Source organism: Streptomyces sp. CB02009, assembly GCF_001905825.1.
Taxonomy (GTDB): Bacteria; Actinomycetota; Actinomycetes; order Streptomycetales; family Streptomycetaceae; genus Streptomyces.
Window position 1 is genome coordinate 183,359 of record NZ_LIVV01000008.1, and the last position, 22,682, is coordinate 206,040.

Below are 22,682 nucleotides of genomic sequence, written 5' to 3' on the forward strand. Positions count from 1 at the left end.
CCGCTCCGAGGTTTTACGTATAACTTCCGTGGTCATACGTACCATGTCGCCAGTGCGCGGGTCCACCCCGCGACCGGGCAGCGGACGCCCCCGCGCGCCCGGACCGTACGACGCGGAGGCTTGTGTGCAGACCCCGGAGCCGCTCGGCGGCACCCGCCCCACCAGCCGCGACGTCGCCCGGACCGCGGGCGTCTCCCAGGCCACCGTCTCCCTCGTGCTCGGCGACAAGTGGCGCGGCCGTGTGTCGGAACGCACGGCCGAGGCCGTGCGCGGGGCCGCCCGGGAGCTCGGCTACCGGCCCAACCTGGCCGCCCGCAACCTGCGGCTCGGCCGCACCCGTACCGCCATGCTCGTCGTCCCGGCGCTCACCAACGAGTTCTTCGCGCACGTCTACACGGGAGCGGCCGCCGCGGCGGCCCGGCACGGCTTCGGCGTGGTCCTCTACCCCTCCCCCGACGGCCTGGGCCCCGCACGGGACCCCTTCGCCTCGGCGCAGGCCGCCCTCGACGGGGTGATCGCCTCCTCGATGGCGACCGGCGCCCTGGAGGCCTTCCGGGGCACCGACCTCCCGCTCGTCATGCTCGACAGCGACCCGGCCGATGCCGGGGCGGCCGCCCATGTGAACCTCGACGTCGCCGACGGCATGCGCCGGGTGACCGACCACCTGCTCGCCCTGGGCCACCGCCGCTTCCTGCACCTGGCCTCCGCGGCCCCGTCCTGGACCTTCGACGTGCGGGCGGCCGCCCTCGCCCACGCCCTGCGGGGCACGGAGGTGCGCACCGTGCGGTCGCCGCTGAACGTCGCGGACGCGTGGGAGGTCGCGGGCCGGGCCCTCGACGCCCCCGGGCCCCGGCCCACGGCGGTGATCTGCGACGACGACATCCTCGCGGCCGGCGTCTGCAAGGCCGCGCGGCGGCTCGGACTGCGGGTCCCCGAGGACCTGTCGGTGACCGGCTTCGACGACATGGCCCTGGCGACGGTGGTCGACCCGGAGCTCACCACCGTGCGACTGCCCGCGGAGGAGTTCGGCCGGCGGGGCATGGAGGCCCTCCTCGCGGTCCTCACGGGCGAACGGCCCCAGCCGGACACCCTTCCCGTCTCCCTGATCCCCCGAGGCTCCTCGGGGCCCGCACCGGCCGCCTGAGGGGCGGACCGGGCTCCTCGGGGCCCGCACCAGGCCGTCCGAGACAGGACCGGGCTTCACGGGGCCCGCACCGGCGGTCTGAAGGGCCACCAGGCTTCACGGGGCCCGCGCCGGCCGCCTGCGGGGCGGACCGGGCTCCCGGCCGGGTCTGAGACCGGACCGGCTCCTCGGGGCTCACACCGGCCGTCTGAGACCGGACCGCGCTCCCTCGGGGCCGCACCGGCCGTTCGATGGCGCACCCGGGCTCCCCGGGGCCGTTCGAGGGCGGACCCGGCTCCCCGGCGCCCGCGCCGCCGGCCGTCCGAGGGCGGACATGCCGGAGGGGCCCCGGCCGCGCGTCCGCGGGACGGGGCCCCTCCGGGCCGTGCCGACTACTCCTCGGGAGCCTCGTCCGAGGGCTCGTCCGTCTTCGCCACCGCCGCGTCGTCGGCCTCCAGGAGGCGCGACAGCTGACGGCCGACGATCCGCTTGAACTTGCGCTGCTGCGGCCGCGTGCGGTCCAGGACCGCCACCTCGAGGCGCTCCGCGGGGATCTCCCGCTCGCTGCCGTTGGTGTCGCGCGAGAGCGCCTGCACGGCCAGCCTCAGGGCCTCGGCGAGGGACATGCCGTCCCGGTGCCGCTGGTCCAGGAAGGAGCCGATCTGCTCGGCGTTGCCGCCGACCGCGACCGAGCCGTGCTCGTCCACGATCGAGCCGTCGTGCGGCAGCCGGTAGATCTGGTCGCCCGACGGCTCGGTGCCGACCTCGGCGACGACCAGCTCCACCTCGTACGGCTTCTCCCCCGCGCTGGAGAAGATCGTGCCGAGGGTCTGGGCGTAGACGTTGGCCAGGCCGCGCGCGGTGACGTCGTCCCGGTCGTAGGTGTAGCCCCGCAGGTCGGCGTAGCGGACGCCGCCGATGCGGAGGTTCTCGTACTCGTTGTACTTGCCGGCGGCCGCGAAGCCGATCCGGTCGTAGATCTCGCTGAACTTGTGCAGCGCGCGGGACGGGTTCTCACCGACGAAGACGATCCCGTCGGTGTACTGGAGGACGACAAGGCTGCGGCCTCGGGCGATGCCCTTGCGGGCGTACTCCGCCCGGTCGGCCATGGCCTGCTGGGGTGAGACGTAGAACGGAGTGGACACCGGCGGTCCGTCCCTTTCTTCTGGGCTTCAGTCGGGCGACGAGGGGTCAGAGCAGGGCGGCGCGGGGCCCGTCGGGCTCCTCGAGACGCCGCTCGGTGACCGACCGGGCCAGCGCGGAGGACTCGTCCTCCGTGAGCCTGCGGTAGCCCTCGTCGGTGATGACCGTGACGATCGGGAAGATCCGGCGTGCCATGTCCGGCCCTCCGGTCGCGGAGTCGTCGTCCGCCGCGTCGTAGAGCGCCTGCACGACCAGCGTGGTGGCCTGCTGCTCGGTCAGGTCGGCGCGGTAGAGCTTCTTCATCGAGCCGCGCGCGAAGATCGAGCCGGAGCCGGTGGCGGCGAACCCGTGCTCCTCGGAGCGGCCGCCGGTCACGTCGTAGGAGAAGATCCGGCCCTTCTCCTTGCCCTCGTCCCAGCCCGCGAAGAGCGGCACGACGGCGAGCCCCTGCATGGCCATGCCGAGGTTGCCCCGGATCATGGTGGAGAGGCGGTTCGCCTTGCCCTCCAGGGAGAGCGTGACGCCCTCCACCTTCTCGAAGTGCTCCAGCTCCAGCTGGAACAGCTTGACCATCTCCACGGCGAGGCCGGCGGTGCCGGCGATGCCGACGGCGGAGTACTCGTCGGCAGGGAAGACCTTCTCGATGTCCCGCTGCGCGATCATGTTGCCCATGGTGGCCCGCCGGTCACCGGCGAGCACGACCCCGCCGGGGAACGTGGCCGCCACGATGGTCGTCCCGTGCGGGGCCTCGACGACCCCTTCGGGGAGCTTGCGCCCGCCCGGCAGCATCTCCGGCGAGTGGTCCGCCAGGAAGTCGATGAAGGAGGACGAGCCCGGCGTCAGGAAGGCCGCCGGCAGACGCCCGGTGCTACGAGGGTTGGCTTCCACGCGATTCCTTCCGGGTGGGAGAGTCGGCCCGCCGTGGGAAGCGCCGGCCGATCTTGCTTGCTGTGCACGGACCTTACCCGTGCCACCGCTTGTCATCCGTCCCCGGGCCCACGGCTTTCGCCGGGGCTCCGGGGACGGGGACGACAGACGCGCCGAGCGGCTACTCGCCGCCCTTTTGCACAAATGACCGCACGAAGTCCTCGGCGTTCTCCTCGAGGACGTCGTCGATCTCGTCCAGGACGGAGTCGACGTCGTCGCTCAGCTTCTCCTGGCGCTCCTGGAGGTCGGAGCTCGCCTCCGTGGTGGTCTCCTCGACCTCCTCCGTGGAGCGCGTCGCCTTCTGCTGTCCGCCGCCGGTGTCCTTGGTCGCCATATCCCTCACCCCGCTCGAATCGGCCCGCTCGGTTGAGTCCGTACAAGATCAGACCCTATACGGCGGGTCCTGTTTCGGCCCTGCTGTTTCGACAACGCCCGGGCACTGATTCCATGATTCCCAGTGCCGGGGTATTTCAGGCCCCCGCGGGGCCTCGGATCAGCCGCCGGACAGGACGCGCACCAGTTCCTCGGCGGTCCTGCAGCGGTCCAGGAGCGATTTCACATGGGCTTTGGTGCCCCGCAGCGGCTCCAGGGTGGGAACGCGCTGGAGGGAGTCGCGGCCGGGCAGGTCGAAGATCACCGAGTCCCAGGAGGCCGCCGCGACGTCGTCGGCGTACTGCTCCAGGCACCGGCCCCTGAAGTAAGCCCGGGTGTCCTCCGGAGGCGCCGTCTCGGCCCGCTCCACCTCGGTCTCGTCCAGGAGCCGCCTCATCCGCCCGCGGGCCGCCAGCCGGTTGTAGAGGCCCTTCTCGGGGCGCACGTCCGCGTACTGGAGGTCGACCAGGTGCAGCCGTGCGGCGTCCCAGTCCAGGCCGTCCCGGCGCCGGTAGCCCTCCATGAGCTCCCGCTTGGCGATCCAGTCGAGCTCGCCGGCCAGGCTCATGGGGTCGTTCTCGAGCCGGTTGAGCGTGTCCTCCCAGCGGATCAGGACGTCCTTGGTCTGCTCGTCGGCGTCGACCCCGTACCGCTCCTCCACGTACTTCCTGGCCAGCTCGAAGTACTCCATCTGGAGCTGCACCGCGGTGAGTGTCCGGCCGCTGCGCAGCGTGACGAGGTACTGGAGGGTCGGGTCGTGCGAGACCTGGTGGAGGGTCCGTACCGGCTGGTCGACGGCGAGGTCGACGGTGATGAACCCGTCCTCGATCATCGAGAGGACCAGGGCGGTGGTGCCCAGCTTGAGGTAGGTCGAGATCTCCGAGAGGTTCGCGTCGCCGATGATCACGTGCAGGCGCCGGTACCGCTCGGCGTCCGCGTGCGGCTCGTCCCGGGTGTTGATGATGGGCCGCTTGAGGGTGGTCTCCAGGCCGACCTCGACCTCGAAGTAGTCGGCGCGCTGGCTGATCTGGAAGCCGTTCTTCCGGCCGTCCTGCCCGATGCCGACCCGTCCCGCGCCGGTCACGACCTGGCGGGAGACGAAGAAGGGCGTCAGGTGGCGCACGATGTCCGAGAAGGGGGTCTCCCGCTTCATCAGGTAGTTCTCGTGCGTGCCGTAGGAGGCGCCCTTGTTGTCGGTGTTGTTCTTGTAGAGGTGGATCGGCTGCGCCCCGGGGAGCTGCGCGGCCCGCTCGGCGGCCTCCGCCATGATCCGCTCGCCGGCCTTGTCCCAGCGGACGGCGTCGAGCGGGTTGGTGACCTCGGGCGAGCTGTACTCGGGGTGGGCGTGGTCCACGTAGAGGCGGGCCCCGTTGGTGAGGATCACGTTCGCCAGGCCGATGTCCTCGTCGGTGAGCTGGCTGGAGTCGGCGGCCTCGCGGGCGAGGTCGAAGCCGCGGGCGTCCCGCAGCGGGTTCTCCTCCTCGAAGTCCCAGCGGGCGCGGCGCGCCCGGTGCATCGCCGCCGCGTAGGCGTTGACGATCTGGGACGAGGTGAGCATGGCATTGGCGTTCGGGTGTCCCGGGACGGAGATCCCGTACTCCGTCTCGATGCCCATTACTCGCCGTACGGTCATGCGGCCCTCCTTGCCCGGCGGCGCTCACTGTGCGCGACTCGGCGGTACCGATGAGCCTAGAGCGGCTCCGCGCTGGTGGGGAGATCGGTTGCGTATTTCCCTGTGATGCCGGGGGAAATGCTGGATGGAATGCGTCGGCTGCGGATGCCCGGTTTCCGGACATCCGCAGCCGGGGCGTTTTACAGGTACTGACCGGTATTGGCCACCGTGTCGATGGAGCGCCCGGTGTCCGCGCCCTGCTTTCCGGTGACGAGGGTGCGGATGAACACGATCCGCTCGCCCTTCTTTCCGGAGATCCGGGCCCAGTCGTCGGGGTTGGTGGTGTTGGGCAGGTCCTCGTTCTCCTTGAACTCGTCCACGCACGCCTGGAGGAGGTGGGAGACCCGGATGCCCTTCTGGTTGTGGTCGAGGAAGGCCTTGATGGCCATCTTCTTGGCCCGGTCGACGATGTTCTGGATCATCGCGCCGGAGTTGAAGTCCTTGAAGTAGAGGACTTCCTTGTCGCCGTTGGCGTACGTGACTTCGAGGAAGCGGTTCTCCTCGGATTCGGCGTACATCTGCTCGACGACCGACTGGATCATTCCGTGAGCGGCCGCCGCCTTGGAACCGCTGTGCTCGGAGATGTCGTCCGAGTGGAGCGGCAGGGTGGCGGTGAGGTACTTCGCGAAGATGTCCTTCGCGGCCTCGGCGTCCGGACGCTCGATCTTGATCTTGACGTCGAGCCGGCCGGGTCGCAGGATCGCGGGGTCGATCATGTCCTCGCGGTTGGAGGCGCCGATGACGATGACGTTCTCCAGGCCCTCCACACCGTCGATCTCGGCGAGCAGCTGGGGGACGATGGTGTTCTCCACGTCCGAGCTGACACCGGATCCGCGGGTGCGGAAGAGGGATTCCATCTCGTCGAAGAAGACGATGACGGGGGTGCCCTCGCTCGCCTTCTCCCGCGCACGCTGGAAGACGAGGCGGATGTGCCGCTCGGTCTCGCCGACGTACTTGTTGAGGAGCTCGGGGCCCTTGATGTTGAGGAAGTAGGACTTCCCCGCGGGCTGGCCGGTCACCTCGGCGACCTTCTTGGCCAGGGAGTTGGCCACGGCCTTCGCGATCAGCGTCTTGCCGCAGCCGGGCGGGCCGTAGAGCAGGATGCCCTTGGGCGGCCGCAGTTCGTGCTCCTTGAAGAGGTCCGGGTAGAGGTAGGGGAGCTCGACCGCGTCCCTGATCAGCTCGATCTGGTTGCCCAGGCCGCCGATCTTGTTGTAGTCGACGTCCGGGACCTCTTCCAGAACGAGCTCTTCGACCTCGCTCTTAGGGACCACTTCGTACACGTAGCCGGACCGGGAGTCGAGCAGCAGGGCGTCGCCGGGGCGGATGGTGACGTCCAGCAGAGGCTCGGCGAGCCTCACCACCCGCTCCTCGTCGGTGTGCCCGACCACCAGGGCGCGCTCGCCGTCCTCGAGGATCTCCTTGAGGGTGACGATGTCCCCGGCGCGCTCGAACTCCATGGCCTCGACCACGTTGAGCGCTTCGTTGAGCATGACTTCCTGGCCGCGCTTGAGCTCTTCGAGCTCGATGCTCGGGCTGACGTTCACCCGGAGCTTGCGGCCCCCGGTGAAGATGTCGCACGTGCCGTCCTCATTGGCCTGAAGGAAGACACCGAAGCCGGCCGGCGGCTGCGCGAGCCGGTCGACTTCCTCCTTGAGGGCCACGATCTGGTCGCGGGCCTCACGGAGCGTGTTCGCCAGTCGTTCGTTCTGCGCGGACACGCCGGCCAGGCTGGTCTGCAGCTCGACGATCCGCTCTTCGAGAATCCTCGTGTGTCGCGGAGAGTCGGCGAGCTTGCGGCGCAGGACGGCGATTTCCTGCTCGAGATAGGCAACCTGACCGGCGGGGTCCTCAGACCCTCGCCCGGGCCGGATGCCGCGGTTGATGTCGTCGTCGTGGGCTGCCACGGTCCTCACCTCCTCCAAGGGGAGCTGGACGCTTCCTGACCCTACCTGCGTGGGTGGTGATTGAAACCCCTAGATCAAAAAGACTCCGAGGTGTGTCCGATCTTCACCCTTGCGCTTCCCCTGTCGACAGGGGAATACCCACCCTTCGCAGGTTGAAAGCGGGCGGTTGTATCGTCGTCATGGGCCAACACCCGTCGGAGGTGGCCCGACTTACCCGCGAGAACACACGAGAAGCAGAAACGGCAGGAGATATGACCGTGCAGCACGAGGCTCCGTCCACGGGCGCCGCAGAGGCGCTGGAGGTCTGGATCGACCAGGACCTGTGCACCGGGGACGGGATCTGCGCGCAGTACGCTCCCGAGGTCTTCGAGCTGGACATCGACGGGCTCGCTTATGTGAAGAGCGCCGACGACGAGCTGCTCCAGGACACCGGTGCCACGACGCCGGTCCCGCTGACGCTGCTCCAGGACGTGGTGGACTCGGCGAAGGAGTGCCCGGGCGACTGCATCCATGTGCGCCGGGTCGCGGACAAGGTCGAGGTGTACGGCCCCGACGCGGAGTGACGGGTCAGGCGCTGCGCGCTTCGGCCTGTCCGGTGCGCACGAAGGCGCCGCCCTTCCAGTGCCAGCTGACCTGCTCCTTCTCGTCGGGGCAGCAGCTGGGCACGTCGGGGGACGAGTAGCCGAGCAGGGTGGCGCGGACCGCCCCGTCGCGTACGGAGAAGTCGGTCACGGTCTTGAGCAGCTCGGGTGCGACGAGGGTGGCCACCACGCGCGCGGGTGCGCCGGCCTGCTTACCCCGGGTGAGGACGTAGACGCCGCTCGGCGGTGTGCCGGAGCCCGCTTCGCAGTGCACGACCGCAACGGTCTCGGGGTTCCCGTCTCCGTCGAGGTCCCCCGACGCCCGCTCGGCGACCTTGTGGGGTGCTCCCCCGCAGTCGAGCGGGTAGGCGACGCCGGCGGCCTCGGGGGCCGGTGCGGGCTTCGCTGCCGTGGCGGGGGTCGCGGTGGCTCCGGCGGGGCCGGGCTGGAGGAGGCCGGCGAGGGCGACGACCGCGGCGGTCGCGGTGGCGGTGGCGAGCCAGTGGGCCGGCCGGGCGTGGGTGTGTGCGAGGTCCGCGAGGTCCGGGGCGGCGGAGGGCTGCACGCGAGACGTCTCCTGTGGGGTGGTGCGGCGGTTTCCGGCATCGTGCCACACGTCACAGGGGGACGGAACCGTCGGGGTCGGCCTCGTGGGAGTCCGGGTGCCCGCCGAACGTGAGGACGCCGAACATGAGGACGCCGAACATGAGGACGCCGCCGTCGAGTTCCCCGCGGCGGGCGGGGAAGTCGACGGCGGCGCGCCGTGGGTGTCGGGACGTCAGCCCTTGTTGGGGCCTTCGTAGTCCTCGCCGTAGGCGCCCTTGGCGGGGCGGCGGCGGCGCATCGGGGGCTCGACGCCGTCCGCGAGGCGGCGGGCGGTGACGAGGAAGCCGGTGTGGCCGATCATGCGGTGATCGGGGCGGACGGCGAGGCCCTCGACGTGCCAGTTGCGGATCATGGATTCCCAGGGCTGCGGCTCGGCGTAGCAGCCGAACTCGCGGATGGACTCCACGGTGCGGGCGAGCTGGGTGGTGGTCGCCACGTAGCAGCAGAGGATGCCGCCGGGGACGAGTGCCTTGGAGACGGCCTCCAGGCACTCCCAGGGGGCGAGCATGTCCAGGATGACGCGGTCGACGTCGGTGTCGGACAGGTTGTCCTGGAGGTCGCCGACGGTCAGCTGCCACGCGGGGTGGGGGCCGCCGAAGTAGCGCTCGACGTTGCCCTTCGCGATCTCGGCGAAGTCCTCGCGGCGCTCGTAGGAGTGCAGCATGCCGCTGTCCCCGATGGCGCGCAGGAGGAAGCTGCTCAGCGAGCCCGAGCCCACTCCCGCTTCCACGACGCGGGCGCCGGGGAAGATGTCGGCGAAGGCCAGGATCTGCCCCGCGTCCTTGGGGTAGACCACGGCGGCGCCGCGGGGCATGGACAGGACGTAGTCGGGGAGCAGGGGGCGCAGCGCGAGGTAGGCGACGTTTCCGGTGGTGCGGACAACGCTGCCCTCGGGGGCGCCGATCAGTTCGTCGTGCGGGAAAGAACCCTTGTGGGTGTGGAAGTTCTTTCCCTCTTCGAGCGTGAACGTGTAGTGACGGCCCTTGGGGTCGGTCAGCTGAACCTGGTCCCCGACCTTGAAGGGCCCGCGTCGGCGGGCGGCACCGGTCGGTTCGGACATGTGACCAGAGTACAAGGACTACGAGGAGGGTCGTGCCATGGCCTGGACGAAGGCGCGCTCGACGTCGGTGGTGGAGAGGACTCCGTAGATCTCGCCGGTGTCCTCGACGACGAGGTACTCGGTGGCCGGGCTGGCGCGGAGGTGGTCGAGGAGGGGCTGGCCGGTGAGTTCGGCGGGGACGCGCATGCCGCTGGTGAGGTCCTGGGCGAGGGTGCTGACGGCGACCCAGGGGCGGCGGTGCTGGGGGACGGCGGCGATGGCGGCCTCGCGGACGATGCCGGTGGGTTCGCCGTGGCCGTCGACGACGACGAGGGCGCGGGCGCCCGCCTCGTTGGCGCGGCGGAGGGCCTCGGAGAGGGGGGTGACGGGCTCGACGGGGATGGCGCGGCGGGTGAGGCTGCGGGCGCGGAGCTCGGGGAGGTGTTCGCGGAGGCGGGCCATGCGGAGGCTGTTGCCGGCGCCGGTCCAGATGATGGCGGCGAGGATCGCGGCGAGCAGGGCGTCGGTGACGGTGTTGAGGCCGCTGATGTCCTCGGTGGAGTTGCCGAGGAAGCCGGTGCGGGTGAGCAGGGGCAGTCCGACGAGGACGAGGACGGCGAGGGCGCGGCCGACCCAGGCGGCGGCGATGGTGCCGCTCATGGGCTTGCCGGTGATCTTCCAGACGACGGCGCGGAGCATCCGGCCGCCGTCGAGGGGGAGCCCGGGGAGCAGGTTGAAGATCGCGACGATGAGGTTGGAGATCATCAGGCCGGCGAGGAGGACGCCGGGGACGGTGCCGGGCTCGACGGCGTACATCGAGAGATAGAACACGCCGGCGAGGACGAGGGAGAGGAGGGGGCCGACGAACGCGAGGACGAATTCGCGGCCGGGGGTCTCGGTCTCCTTCTCGATCTCGGAGACGCCGCCGAAGAACTGGAGCTGGATGCGGCGCACCGGGAGCTTGAAGCGGAGCGCGGCGATGGTGTGGGCCAGTTCGTGGACGAGTACGGAGGCGTAGAAGGCGACGGCGAAGAAGAGGGAGACGAGGTAGCGGGCGGCGCCGAGTTCGGGCAGGACGCGCTCGATCTGGTCGCCGAAGACCCAGGTGATGAGGGCGGCGACGAGGAACCAGCTGGGGGCGACGTAGACGGGCACGCCGAAGGGCCGGCCCATGAGGATCCCGCCGCCGGGCTCCTCGGTCCGCTGCGGCTTGGGCTCGTCCTGGTTCACGGGTTCCTCTCGTCGCGGGCGGTGACCACGTCGGTGTGTCACGGTTCGATCATGCAGTGCGACGGGGTCCCAGGTCGATGGTATTCCGCTCGCTGTCGGTGGCGGGTCGTAGGGTCTTCGTCATGAGTACGAGCGAGCAGGTGCCGGCGGAGCCCCGGGCGCCCATGTCGTTGTCGCCGTCGCGGGCGAGCGATTTCATGCAGTGTCCGCTGCTGTACCGGTTCCGGGTGATCGACCGGCTGCCGGAGAAGCCGAGCGAGGCGGCGACGCGGGGGACGCTGGTGCACGCGGTGCTCGAGCGGCTCTTCGACGATCCCGCGGTGGAGCGGACGGCTCCGCGGGCGCGGGCGATGGTTCCGGGGCAGTGGGACCGGCTCCTGGAGTCGAAGCCGGAGCTGGGTGCGCTGTTCGCGGAGGATCCGGAGGGCGAGCGGCTCGCGGGCTGGCTGGGTGAGGCGGAGCGGCTGGTCGAGCGGTGGTTCACGCTGGAGGACCCGACGCGGCTGGAGCCCGCCGAGCGGGAGCTGTTCGTGGAGACGGAGCTGGATTCGGGGCTGCGGCTGCGCGGGGTGATCGACCGGATCGACGTGGCGCCGTCGGGTGACGTGCGGATCGTCGACTACAAGACCGGGAAGGCGCCCCGTCCTGAGTACCGGGACGGCGCGCTGTTCCAGATGACGTTCTACGCGCTGGTGGTGTGGCGGCTGCGGCGGGTGATCCCGCGGCGGTTGCAGCTGGTCTACCTGGGCAGCGGGGAGGTGCTGACGTACGACCCGGTGGAGGCGGATCTGCTGCGGGTGGAGCGGAAGCTGCTGGCGCTGTGGGAGGCGATCCGGCTGGCGACGGAGACGGGCGACTGGCGGCCGCGTCCGACGAAGCTGTGCGGCTGGTGCGATCACCAGGCGGTGTGTCCGGAGTTCGGGGGGACTCCCCCGGTCTATCCGCTGAAGATCGTTCCCGCGCGCCCGCCGGAGTCGGGCGATTCGGGGCAGGGCAGAATGGACCTGGCCCCGCCGGCGCCGTAGTGCCGGTGCACCTCGTGAGCTCAGCCCCGTGAAGGAGCCCCTGTGACGATCCGCGTCCTCTTGGTCGACGATCAGCCGCTGCTGCGCACCGGCTTCCGGATGATTCTGGAGGCGGAGCAGGACATCGCGGTGGTGGGTGAGGCCGGGGACGGTCTCCAGGCGCAGGACCAGGTGCGGGCGCTGCAGCCGGACGTGGTGCTGATGGACATCCGGATGCCGCGGATGGACGGGGTGGAGGCGACCCGGCAGATCACGGGTCCGGGTCGGGACGGTCCGGCGAAGGTGCTGGTCCTGACGACCTTCGATCTCGACGAGTACGTGGTGGAGGCGCTGCGTGCGGGGGCGAGCGGCTTCCTCCTGAAGGACGCCCCGGCGAACGAGCTGGTGCAGGCGATCCGGGTGGTGGCGGCCGGTGAGGCGATGCTGGCGCCGTCGATCACGCGCCGGCTGCTCGACAAGTACTCGGCGCATCTGCCGACGGGCGAGGAGCAGGTGCCGGACACGCTGAACACCTTGACGGACCGTGAGGTCGAGGTGCTGAAGCTGGTGGCCCGGGGCCTGTCGAACGCGGAGATCGCGGCGGACCTGTTCGTCAGCGAGACGACGGTGAAGACGCATGTGGGCCATGTGCTGACGAAGCTGGGCCTGCGGGACCGGGTGCAGGCCGCGGTGTACGCGTACGAGAGCGGTCTGGTGCGGCCGGGGGCCAACGGGCAGTAGTCCCGGCGGGTTCTTCGGGAGCGGGGACGCCGGCGGAGACGACGGGAGGGGCCCGGTGCGCGTGCTGCGTGCACCGGGCCCCTCCTGTCGTGCCGGGACGGGCCTCGCCCCCCAGGGGGGACGGGCCTCGTGTCCCGGGGCGGTCAGCCCTTGCGGATCTCCCAGAAGCGGAAGACCGTCGAGGCGTCGAGGGTCCATTCGAGGCCCGTGACGTCCTGGCGGGCGACGGCGTACTGCTTGCCCTGCCAGAGCGGCAGGAGGGGCAGCTGCTCGGCGACGAGGTCCTGGAGCCTGCCGTACTCGTCGGCGGTGGCGGCGCGGTCCGGGGCGGCGGCGGTCTTGGGGAGGAGGCTGCCGGTGATGGTGGCGTTCTCGTAGTGGTTGCCGAGGACGTTGCCCTCGCCGAAGAACGGGGTGGTGAAGTTGTCGGCGTCGGGGTAGTCGGGGACCCAGCCCTTGACGTAGACGCCGTACTTGCCGGCCGCGACGTCCTTCTCGTACTGGTCGTAGGCGACGGACTTGACGTCGGCGTCGAAGAGGCCGCTGGCGTTGAGCTGCTCGGCGATGGCCTTGAGCTCCTCGTCGGTGGAGGGGCCGTAGCGGCTGGGCGTGGACCAGAGGGTGAGCTTCACCTTGTCGGTGATGCCGGCGGCGCGCAGGGCCTTCTTCGCCTTGGCGGCGTCGGGAGTGCCGTAGGTGTCGTAGAAGGCGGTGTTGTGTCCGGCGATGCCGGCCGGGACGATCGAGTACAGCGGCGTGGCCGTCGACTTGTAGATGCCTTCGACGAGGGCCTCGCGGTCGACGAGGTGGGCGATGGCCTGGCGGACGCCCAGCTTTCCGGCGACCGGGTCCTTCATGTTGAAGACGAGGTGCTGGACCTCGGCGCTGCTGCCCTGGACGACCTCGATGCCCTTGTCGTCCGTGGTGTCGGAGGTCTCGAGGGTCGCGATGTCCTCGGCGGAGAGGCCTCGGTAGGCGACGTCGACGTCTCCGTCGGTGAGCGCCTTGGCGAGGGCGGAGCGGTCGCCGCCGTAGAGCTTGAGGGTGACGGCGTCGTTCTTGCGCTGCGCGGTGCCCTTGTAGCCGGGGTTGGCGGAGAAGGTGGCCTCGGTGGCGCTGAAGGAGTCCAGCTTGTAGGGGCCGGAGCCGGTGGCCTTGCCGTCGGTGCGCAGGGCGTCGGCGGCGTACTCGCGGTGGTCGACGATGGAGCCGGCGCCGGAGGCGATCTTGCTGGGGAAGGTGGCGTCGGGGACCTTGAGGTGGAAGACGACCGTCTTCTCGTCCGGGGTCTCGATGCGCTTGATGGTGGCCAGCAGCGGCGCCGGGCCCATCGGGTCGGCGATCTTGAGGGCGCGCTCGAAGGAGAACTTGACGTCCTCCGAGGTGAGCTTGTTGCCGTTGGAGAAGGTCAGGCCGTCCCGCAGGGTGCAGCTGTACACGGTGCTGCCGGTGGTGAAGCCGCACTTGTCGGCGGCCTCGGGCTCGGGCTCGGAGCCGCCCTTGGGGAAGGCCAGCAGGGACTGGAAGACGTTGTTGAACAGCAGCCACGAGCCGGGGTCGTAGCCGGCCGCCGGGTCGGTGGCGACGATCTCGTCGGACATGCCGACGCGTATGCCGTTGCCGGAGTCGCCCGAGCCGCCCTGCTCGGTGCCGCAGCCGCTGAGGAGGGCGGCGGACAGACCGGCGGCGAGGGGGGCCGTCAGCCACTTGTTGTGCGTCTTCACAGAACGTGCCTCGTGATCTCTTGTCATGTCAGGCCGGCCGCGCGCGGGTGCGCGGCCGGTGTAACCGACCCGGTCGACGGGGTTATGCGGTACCGCGGCCCAGTTCCCACAGCAGGAGGTCGGAGGACGTGTTGAGGGCGTACTCGACTCCGTTGAGGTCGTCGCGCGCGGCGACGTACTGCTTGCCCTGCCACAGCGGCAGGACGGGTACGTCCTCGGCGACGATCTTCTGGATCTGGTTGAAGACGGGGCTCGCGGCGGTGCGGTCGGCCTGCCGGCGCGAGCGCGGGATGAGCTGGTCGCGGACGACCTTGTTCACGTACGGGGTGTTGAGGAAGTTGTCGCTGTCCAGGAACGGCGCGATGTAGTTGTCCGGGTCCGGGTAGTCGGGGAACCAGCCGAGTCCGTAGACGGCGTAGTCGCCGCGCTTCTGGGCGGTGCGGAACGTCGACCACTCGGCACCCTGCACGGTGACGTCGAAGAGCTCGCTGGAGACGAGCTGCTTCTTGAGCGCCTCGAACTCCTCCGCGGTCTCGGCGCCGTAGTGGTCGGTGGTGTAGTTCAGCGTCAGCTTGACCGGGGTCTTGACGCCGGCGTCCTTGAGGAGCTTGGCGGCGCGGTCCTGGTCGGGCTCGCCGTAGGTGTCGAAGAAGGGGGTGGCGTGGCCGGTGATGCTGGAGGGGATCAGCGAGTACAGCGGCTCGGCGGTGGTGCCGTACACCCGGTTGACGAGGGCGCCGCGGTCGACGACGGCGGCCATGGCCTGGCGGACGGCCTTCTCCTGGACGGCGGGGGCCTTGGTGTTGAAGCCGAGGTAGCGGATCTCGAGGCCGGGGACCTCGATGACCTCGATGCCGTCCTTGGGGGTCTCGGTGAGGTCCTTGACCTGCTTCCGGGACAGGGAGCGGGCCATCATGTCGATGTCGTCGCTCTCCAGGGCCCGGCCCATGGTGCTCGCGTCGGCGTAGGGGCGCAGCTCGACCTTCTCGTTGCGCAGGGTGATGTCGCCCTTGTAGGACGCGTTCTTGGTGAAGACGAAGCGCGTGGCCTTGTCGCCCTCGCGCTCGACCTTCATGGTGTACGGCCCGGAGCCGTCGACGTCGAAGCCCTCGCGGAGCTTTCCGGCCTCGTACTTGTCCTTGCTGAGGATGCCGGCGACCGGGGTGGAGAGCTTGTACGGGAAGGTGGCGTCGGGGGTCTTCAGGTGGAAGACGACCTCGTCGGCGCCCTTGGTCTCGATGGTGTCGATGTTCGAGAGGAGGGCGGCGGTGCCGTTGTCCGACTTGATCTTCAGCACGCGCTCGATGGAGAACTTGACGTCCTCGGCGGTGATCGGGGTGCCGTCGGCGAAGGTGAGGCCGGAGCGCAGCTTGCAGCGGTAGCTCTCGCTGGCCTTGTCGGAGAATCCGCAGCTCTGGGCGGCCTCGGGGACGGGCTCGCCGCTGTCGCGGGGCACGTGCATCAGCGTCTGCACGGTCTGCCGGAGGATGTTCCAGGCGCCGGTGTCGTAGGCGAAGGCCGGGTCGAGCGGCGCGGGGGCGTCCGCGGTGGCGATGAACTGGTCCGTGGTGCCGACGACGATCGCTCCGCCTTCCTCCGCACCGCCGCAGGCGGCGAGCAGGGGGGCGAGCAGTCCGGCCACGGCCGGGAGCACCAGGGTCTTGCGGTTCATCAGGGACGATCTCCTCATCCGGCACTGGGATACAGCGGTCAGTGGAACTCCGCCGCCGGCCGCCCGGTCGGGGCGGGAGCGATCGGGCCGGGTGTTGCGATCGGTCCTGTGTTCACGGCGACTTGGGTGTGCGCCGGTGCACGCGGGTTATGCGGCGAAGTACTCGCGAAAGATTAGTGGGCGGCGTCGCTATTGCTTGACCACGGGCGGCCGTGGGGGTAATCGCACAGTGATCATGAATGCGGGAGCCTCGATAGTCATGCGTCGGATGATGCGGACGGTGGCCATCGAATCGGGACACAGGGGGCGCCGAAACACACCCCAATCGGACAGGGGACGCAGGAAGGCCACCCACCGTCCGGCACTCTGCGTGACCAAGGTCACGCAGAGGCCTTTTCGGCGAATGGCCTGATCGTTTTCTCCGGGCGTTCCCCGGGTGCACCCCGGGTGCCTCCTGGGTGCCCCCCGGGGTATCTCCCGGCGGTATCTCCCGGGGGAAATCGCATTCCGCCCGAGGGGAAGCTCAGATAGAGCTCAGATTCCGGTGATCAATGTACGGAGGAAGGGCACGTCGACCTCTTCGAGGGAGCGCACGACCACCCGGCCCGGGGAGGGCGCGATCGGGGCGACCGAGGGCACCGCGACGACCCGGCAGCCGGCCGCCTCTGCGGCCGCCACACCGGTCGCGGTGTCCTCGATGACGGCGCAGAGCACGGGGTCGGCCCCGACCCCCTGGGCGGCCGCCAGGTACGGCTCCGGGTGCGGCTTGGTCCGGACGACCTCGTCGCCCGCGACGGTGAGCGCGAAGCGGTCGCGGCCCAGCGAGTGGAGCACCTTGTCGATGATCCGCCGGTGCGAGGCGGAGACCAGCGCGGTCGGGATGGAGTGCCGGGCCAGCTCGGCGAGGAGCCGCTCGGCGCCGGGCATGAGGGGCACGCCGCGCTCGATGCGCTGCTCGAACTTCTCGTTGAGCAGCACGGTCAGCTCGTCGACGGTGATGTCGGCGCCGGTGGACTCGATGAGGTAGCCCGCGCTGCGCGTCATCGGGCCGCCGACGACGACGTCCCGCCAGGCCTCGTCCAGCCGGTGCCCGAGGTCGGCGAAGGCCTCGACCTCCGCGTCCCACCAGAAGCCCTCCGTGTCGACGAGGGTCCCGTCCATGTCGAGGAAGACCGCCTGCAGGGCGGAGCTTCCGTTGGTACGGATCAGGGACGCGGGGACCGTACTGGTCATCCGGCACACCTCCATGGAGGGACGAGAAGGCCGGCCCCCCTCCCCGGTACGGGGAGGAAGACCGGCCTGCACTGGACCGACAAGTGTACGTCCGGATCACCGAAAGGGCGCGGATTTACCCCCGGGACGGTGTGCGCCCGGTCACCGGGCGTTGAAGTACTTCGCCTCGGGGTGGTGGATCACGATGGCGTCGGTGGACTGCTCGGGGTGGAGCTGGAACTCCTCGGAGAGGTGGACGCCGATCCGCTCCGGACGCAGCAGCTCCGCGATCTTCGCGCGGTCCTCCAGGTCGGGGCAGGCTCCGTAGCCGAGCGAGAAGCGCGCGCCGCGGTACTTGAGGTCGAACATGTCCTCGACCGCGTCCGGGTCCTCGCCGCCGAAGCCGAGCTCGGCGCGGACCCGGGCGTGCCAGTACTCGGCCATGGCCTCGGCGAGCTGGACGGAGAGGCCGTGCAGCTCCAGGTACTCGCGGTAGGAGTCGGACTCGAACAGCTTGGCGGTGGCCTCGCCGATCTTCGAGCCGACGGTGACGACCTGGAGGCCGACCACGTCGGTCTCGCCGGACTCCTCCGGCCGGAAGAAGTCCGCGAGGCAGAGCCGGCGGCCGCGGCGCTGGCGCGGGAAGGTGAAGCGGGTCCGCTCGTTGCCGGCCTCGTCGAGGATGATCAGGTCCTCGCCCTTGGAGACGCAGGGGAAGTAGCCGTAGACGACGGCCGCCTCGAGCAGGTTGTCGGTGTGCAGCCTGTCGAGCAGGCCGCGCAGCCGCGGCCGGCCCTCGCTCTCGACGAGCTCCTCGTAGCTGGCGCCGCCGACGCGGGCCTGCTTGAGGCCCCACTGGCCCTTGAAGAGGGCGCCCTCGTCGAGCCAGGAGGCGTAGTCCTTGAGCGGGATGCCCTTGACGACGCGGGTGCCCCAGAACGGCGGGGTGGGGACGGGGTTGTCGACGGCGACGTCGGAGCGGCCGCCCGGCTCGTCCGCCTCCTCCACCTGGACGACCGGCGTGTCCCGCTTGGGGACGCGGCGCTGCTTGAGCTCGGGGAGCGTGGCGCCGGGGACGCCGCGCTTGACGGCGACGAGGGCGTCCATGAGGCGCAGGCCCTCGAAGGCGTCGCGGGCGTAGCGGACCTCGCCCTGGTAGATCTCGTGGAGGTCCTGTTCGACGTACGCCCTGGTGAGGGCGGCGCCGCCGAGGATCACGGGGTACTTGGCGGCCAGCTCGCGCTGGTTCAGCTCCTCCAGGTTCTCCTTCATGATCACGGTGGACTTCACGAGGAGGCCGGACATGCCGATCACGTCGGCGCTGTGCTCCTCTGCGGCTTCCAGGATCGCGGAGACGGGCTGCTTGATGCCGATGTTGACGACGTTGTAGCCGTTGTTAGAGAGGATGATGTCGACGAGGTTCTTGCCGATGTCGTGGACGTCGCCGCGGACGGTGGCGAGCACGATCGTGCCCTTGCCGTCGGCGTCCGTCTTCTCCATGTGCGGTTCGAGGTAGGCCACCGCGGTCTTCATGACCTCGGCGGACTGGAGCACGAACGGCAGCTGCATCTGGCCCGAGCCGAACAGCTCGCCGACGGTCTTCATGCCGTCGAGCAGGATCTCGTTGACGATCTCCAGAGCGGGGCGGATCGTCAGCGCCTCGTCGAGGTCGGCCTCGAGACCGTTCTTCTCGCCGTCGATGATCCGCCGCTTCAGGCGCTCGTCCAGCGGCAGCGCGAGGAGCTCCTCGGTCTTGCCCGCCTTCATCGACTTGGTGTTGACGCCCTCGAAGAGGGCCATCAGCTTCTGCAGCGGGTCGTAGGCCGGTTCGTCCCCCTGCTGGGGGCGCCGCCGGTCGTAGATCAGGTCGAGCGCGGTGGTGACCTGCTCGTCGTCGAAGCGGGCGATCGGCAGGATCTTCGAGGCGTGGACGATCGCCGAGTCGAGTCCGGCCTTGACGCACTCGTCGAGGAAGACCGAGTTGAGCAGGATGCGGGCGGCCGGGTTCAGGCCGAAGGAGATGTTGGAGAGGCCCAGGGTGGTCTGGACGTCCGGGTGGCGGCGCTTGAGCTCGCGGATCGCCTCGATGGTGGCGATGCCGTCCTTGCGCGACTCCTCCTGACCGGTACAGATGGTGAAGGTCAGGGTGTCGATGAGGATGTCGGACTCGTGGATGCCCCAGGTGCCCGTGAGGTCCTCGATGAGCCGCTCGGCGATGGCGACCTTGTGCTCGGGGGTGCGGGCCTGGCCCTCCTCGTCGATGGTGAGGGCGATGAGCGCGGCGCCGTGCTCCTGGGCGAGGCGGGTGACCTTGGCGAAGCGGGACTCGGGGCCGTCGCCGTCCTCGTAGTTGACGGAGTTGATGACGGCCCGGCCGCCGAGCTTCTCCAGACCGGCCTGCAGCACGTCGACCTCGGTGGAGTCGAGGACGATCGGCAGGGTGGAGGCGGTGGCGAAGCGGCCGGCGAGCTCCCGCATGTCGGCGACGCCGTCGCGGCCCACGTAGTCGACGCAGAGGTCGAGCATGTGCGCGCCCTCGCGGATCTGGTCGCGGGCCATCTCGACGCAGTCGTCCCAGCGGGCCTCCAGCATGGCCTCGCGGAACTTCTTCGAGCCGTTGGCGTTGGTGCGCTCGCCGATCGCCATGTACGCGGTGTCCTGGCGGAACGGCACGGTCTGGTAGAGCGAGGCGGCGCCGGGCTCGGGGTGCGGCTCGCGCACGGCGGGGGTGAGGTCCCGGACGCGCTCGACGACCTGGCGAAGGTGCTCGGGGGTCGTACCGCAGCAGCCGCCGATCAGGGAGAGGCCGTACTCGCGGACGAAGGTCTCCTGGGCGTCGGCGAGCTCGGCGGGGCTGAGCGGGTAGTGGGCGCCGTCGGAGGTGAGGACGGGCAGGCCGGCGTTGGGCATGCAGGAGAGCGGGATGCGCGAGTGGCGGGCGAGGTAGCGGAGGTGCTCGCTCATCTCGGCGGGGCCGGTGGCGCAGTTCAGCCCGATCATGTCGATGCCGAGCGGCTCCAGGGCGGTCAGCGCCGCGCCGATCTCGGAGCCGAGGAGCATGGTGCCGGTGGTCTCGACGGTGACGGAGACGATGAGCGGCACGTCGGCGCCGAGGGCCTCGAGGGCGCGGCGGGCGCCGATGACGGAGGCCTTGGTCTGGAGGAGGTCCTGGGTGGTCTCGACGAGCAGGGCGTCGGCGCCGCCGGCGATGAGGCCTTCGGCGTTCTGCTGGTAGGCGTCGCGCAGCAGGGTGTACGGGGCGTGGCCGAGGGTCGGCAGCTTGGTGCCGGGGCCGATGGAGCCGAGGACCCAGCGCTGGCGTCCGGTGGAGGCGGTGAACTCGTCGGCGACCTCGCGGGCGATGCGGGCACCGGCCTCGGAGAGCTCGTGGACACGCTCGGGAATGTCGTACTCGCCCAGGGCGGCGTGGTTGGCGCCGAACGTGTTGGTCTCGACGCAGTCGACGCCGGCGGCGAAGTACTCCTGGTGGACCGAACGGACGATGTCGGGCCTGGTGATGTTCAGGATCTCGTTGCAGCCTTCGAGGTTCTGGAAGTCCTCGAGGGTGGGGTCCTGCGCCTGGAGCATGGTGCCCATGGCGCCGTCGGCGACGACGACTCGGCTGGCGAGTGCCTCGCGGAGGGCTGCGGCGCGGTTCCGGCTGTCTGCGGAAGGGGTCGGCAACGAGGCCATGGATGAGCTCCCTGGGATGCGACGGCTGTCGGCTTTGCACCTTCGGAGGAGGGTGCACGGGGCCAGCGTAACCGCGCGCCGGTCGGGGTGGACACGGCGTCTCGCGGGGCGGACGGCATCCTGTGTGCGGGGACTCCCGGTTCTGACCGTTCTTGACTGACACTGTCGTGTGTCACCCAAGGTCGGCATCGACCGATAGTGTTCAGCATTGTCGAACAGCATGAGAGGGAGAAGGGGTCGGGCGATGGCGAAGAACATCCAGTCGCTTGAACGGGCGGCGGCCATGCTGCGACTGCTCGCGGGCGGCGAGCGCCGGCTGGGCCTGTCCGACATCGCGTCCTCGCTGGGACTCGCCAAGGGCACCGCCCACGGCATCCTGCGCACGCTCCAGGCGGAGGGCTTCGTGGAGCAGGAGGCGGCCTCGGGCCGCTACCAGCTCGGCGCGGAGCTGCTGCGGCTCGGCAACAGCTATCTCGACGTGCACGAGCTGCGCGCGCGGGCGCTGGTCTGGACGGACGACCTGGCGCGGTCCAGCGGCGAGAGCGTGCACCTGGGGGTGCTGCACCAGCAGGGCGTCCTGATCGTGCACCACGTCTTCCGGCCGGACGACAGCCGCCAGGTGCTGGAGGTGGGGGCCATGCAGCCGCTGCACTCCACGGCGCTGGGCAAGGTCCTCTCGGCGTACGACCCGGTGGCGCACAGCGAGGTCCTGGAGGTCGAGCGGGAGCCGTTCACGCCCCGTACGACGACGGAGCTCGGGGCGTTCGAGTCGCTGCTCGACATGACGCGGGCCAAGGGCTGGGCGGCGGACGTGGAGGAGACCTGGGAGGGGGTCGCCTCGGTGGCGGCGCCGATCCACGACCGGCGGCGGATGCCGGTGGGCGCGGTGGCGGTGACGGGCGCCGTGGAGCGGCTGTGCCCGGCCGGGGAGCTGCGTCCCGAACTCGTCGCGGCGGTGCGCGACTGCGCCCGCGCGGTCTCCCGGGATCTGGGGGCCGGACGCTTCTGACCCTGCGCCACCGTGCACCCCGAGCTGAGTGAACCCGCCGGTAACGATCGCGTTATCGGCGGGTCTTTCGTTTCCCGGGGCCTTGACGCGCTGTTAACCCGGGGGCAAAACTTCCGTTCATCGGTCGGCAATGCCGAACACCTAACGGCAATACGCGCTAAGGTGTGGCAGTGCCAAGGGCCGGAAACAGCCCTCACACGAGGGTGCGGACCTCCGGAGGGACCCGGAGTCCGCCGTTCCCCTGGACGAAGGACAAAGGAGTCGCGGGTGTCCAGCTCCGACATCTTCCTCGGCGAGACCATCGGTACCGCCGTTCTGATTCTGCTCGGCGGCGGCGTGTGCGCCGCTGTCACGCTCAAGGGCTCCAAGGCCCGCAACGCGGGCTGGCTCGCGATCACCTTCGGGTGGGGCTTCGCCGTCATGACGGCCGTCTACATGACGGCTTCCCTCTCCGGCGCCCATCTGAACCCCGCCGTCACGGTCGGCATCGCGATCAAGGACAGCGACTGGGGCAACGTCCCCGTCTACATCGCGGGCCAGATGCTCGGCGCCATGATCGGCGCGGCGCTGGTCTGGGTGGCCTACTACGGCCAGTTCCAGGCGCACCTCGACGACCCGGAGGCCTCGGGCCAGAAGCCGATCGAGGGCCCCGGCCCGGTGCTCGGCATCTTCTCCACCGGCCCCGAGATCCGTAACACCTGGCAGAACCTGGCGACCGAGATCATCGGCACCGTCGTGCTCGTCCTGGCCGTGCTCACGCAGGGCCTCAACGACAGCGGCAAGGGCCTCGGCGTCATAGGCGCCCTGATCACCGCGTTCGTCGTGGTCTCCATCGGCCTGTCGCTCGGCGGCCCGACCGGCTACGCGATCAACCCGGCCCGCGACCTCGGCCCGCGCATCGTGCACGCCCTGCTCCCGCTGAAGCACAAGGGCGGCTCCGACTGGAGCTACGCCTGGATCCCGGTCGCCGGTCCGCTGATCGGTGGAGCCATCGCCGCGGGTATCTACAACATCGCGTTCGCCTGAG

18 protein-coding genes are annotated in these 22,682 nt (G+C 70.2%); 6 read left to right on the plus strand and 12 right to left on the minus strand.

Going from position 1 to position 22,682, the window contains the following annotated elements:
• Window positions 1–124 precede the first annotated feature (124 nt).
• Window positions 125–1,144: a LacI family DNA-binding transcriptional regulator gene (locus AMK27_RS29875; RefSeq protein WP_073915049.1), complete on the plus strand. Its 1,020-nt coding sequence runs from the start codon at window positions 125–127 to the stop codon at window positions 1,142–1,144.
• Window positions 1,145–1,515: 371 nt separating this feature from the next.
• On the opposite strand, the gene prcA is transcribed toward AMK27_RS29875, so the two are convergent.
• The 5 genes from prcA to arc all read right to left on the minus strand — a co-directional run bounded on the left by prcA (window position 1,516) and on the right by arc (window position 7,144).
• Window positions 1,516–2,268, minus strand: coding sequence for a proteasome subunit alpha (gene prcA / locus AMK27_RS29880; RefSeq protein ID WP_073915052.1), 753 nt, complete (start codon window positions 2,266–2,268; stop codon window positions 1,516–1,518).
• 46 nt (window positions 2,269–2,314) lie between these two features.
• The gene (gene prcB, locus AMK27_RS29885; protein ID WP_073915055.1) at window positions 2,315–3,154 is read right to left on the minus strand and encodes a proteasome subunit beta; all 840 of its coding nucleotides are present in this window, start codon (window positions 3,152–3,154) and stop codon (window positions 2,315–2,317) included.
• A gap of 160 nt (window positions 3,155–3,314) precedes the next feature.
• A complete protein-coding gene (locus AMK27_RS29890) occupies window positions 3,315–3,527 on the minus strand; it encodes a ubiquitin-like protein Pup (protein WP_030315996.1) in 213 nt (70 codons plus the stop codon).
• A gap of 159 nt (window positions 3,528–3,686) precedes the next feature.
• Entirely contained in the window at window positions 3,687–5,198 is a 1,512-nt protein-coding gene (gene dop / locus AMK27_RS29895) for a depupylase/deamidase Dop (RefSeq protein WP_073915058.1), read from the minus strand.
• Window positions 5,199–5,377: 179 nt separating this feature from the next.
• Window positions 5,378–7,144: a proteasome ATPase gene (gene arc, locus AMK27_RS29900; RefSeq protein WP_073915061.1), complete on the minus strand. Its 1,767-nt coding sequence runs from the start codon at window positions 7,142–7,144 to the stop codon at window positions 5,378–5,380.
• 251 nt (window positions 7,145–7,395) lie between these two features.
• Between arc and AMK27_RS29905 the strand changes: the two genes are divergently transcribed.
• Window positions 7,396–7,707, plus strand: a complete 312-nt coding sequence (locus AMK27_RS29905; RefSeq protein WP_073915064.1) for a ferredoxin — start codon at window positions 7,396–7,398, stop codon at window positions 7,705–7,707.
• 4 nt (window positions 7,708–7,711) lie between these two features.
• Here AMK27_RS29905 and AMK27_RS29910 read toward each other — a convergent pair whose 3' ends face one another.
• The 3 genes from AMK27_RS29910 to AMK27_RS29920 form a co-directional block, all read right to left on the minus strand.
• Entirely contained in the window at window positions 7,712–8,290 is a 579-nt protein-coding gene (locus tag AMK27_RS29910; RefSeq protein WP_073915067.1) for a hypothetical protein, read from the minus strand.
• Between the two features lie 213 nt (window positions 8,291–8,503).
• Window positions 8,504–9,391, minus strand: a complete 888-nt coding sequence (locus AMK27_RS29915; protein ID WP_015032448.1) for a tRNA (adenine-N1)-methyltransferase — start codon at window positions 9,389–9,391, stop codon at window positions 8,504–8,506.
• An 18-nt stretch (window positions 9,392–9,409) separates the two neighbouring features.
• Entirely contained in the window at window positions 9,410–10,600 is a 1,191-nt protein-coding gene (locus tag AMK27_RS29920) for a site-2 protease family protein (protein ID WP_073915070.1), read from the minus strand.
• Between the two features lie 122 nt (window positions 10,601–10,722).
• Between AMK27_RS29920 and AMK27_RS29925 the strand changes: the two genes are divergently transcribed.
• Entirely contained in the window at window positions 10,723–11,625 is a 903-nt protein-coding gene (locus tag AMK27_RS29925) for a RecB family exonuclease (RefSeq protein ID WP_231075450.1), read from the plus strand.
• A gap of 42 nt (window positions 11,626–11,667) precedes the next feature.
• Window positions 11,668–12,345, plus strand: coding sequence for a response regulator (locus AMK27_RS29930; protein ID WP_073915076.1), 678 nt, complete (start codon window positions 11,668–11,670; stop codon window positions 12,343–12,345).
• A 143-nt stretch (window positions 12,346–12,488) separates the two neighbouring features.
• Here AMK27_RS29930 and AMK27_RS29935 read toward each other — a convergent pair whose 3' ends face one another.
• From AMK27_RS29935 to metH, 4 genes are all read right to left on the minus strand, one after another.
• Window positions 12,489–14,069 (minus strand): ABC transporter substrate-binding protein, encoded by a 1,581-nt coding sequence (locus AMK27_RS29935; protein WP_198955961.1) that lies wholly within the window; start codon window positions 14,067–14,069, stop codon window positions 12,489–12,491.
• 82 nt (window positions 14,070–14,151) lie between these two features.
• Window positions 14,152–15,741 (minus strand): ABC transporter substrate-binding protein, encoded by a 1,590-nt coding sequence (locus AMK27_RS29940; RefSeq protein ID WP_073915082.1) that lies wholly within the window; start codon window positions 15,739–15,741, stop codon window positions 14,152–14,154.
• Between the two features lie 534 nt (window positions 15,742–16,275).
• Window positions 16,276–16,974, minus strand: a complete 699-nt coding sequence (locus tag AMK27_RS29945) for an HAD family hydrolase (protein WP_073915085.1) — start codon at window positions 16,972–16,974, stop codon at window positions 16,276–16,278.
• A gap of 141 nt (window positions 16,975–17,115) precedes the next feature.
• Window positions 17,116–20,646 (minus strand): methionine synthase, encoded by a 3,531-nt coding sequence (metH, locus tag AMK27_RS29950; protein ID WP_073915088.1) that lies wholly within the window; start codon window positions 20,644–20,646, stop codon window positions 17,116–17,118.
• A gap of 244 nt (window positions 20,647–20,890) precedes the next feature.
• Here metH and AMK27_RS29955 point away from each other — a divergent pair, with 244 nt between their 5' ends.
• Window positions 20,891–21,655 carry an IclR family transcriptional regulator gene (locus AMK27_RS29955; RefSeq protein ID WP_073915091.1) on the plus strand — a complete coding sequence of 255 codons (765 nt, stop codon included), beginning with the start codon at window positions 20,891–20,893 and terminating at the stop codon, window positions 21,653–21,655.
• Between the two features lie 267 nt (window positions 21,656–21,922).
• On the plus strand, window positions 21,923–22,681 hold the full coding sequence (locus tag AMK27_RS29960) for an MIP/aquaporin family protein (RefSeq protein WP_073915095.1): 759 nt from the start codon (window positions 21,923–21,925) through the stop codon (window positions 22,679–22,681).
• The last annotated feature ends 1 nt before the right edge of the window (window position 22,682 follow it).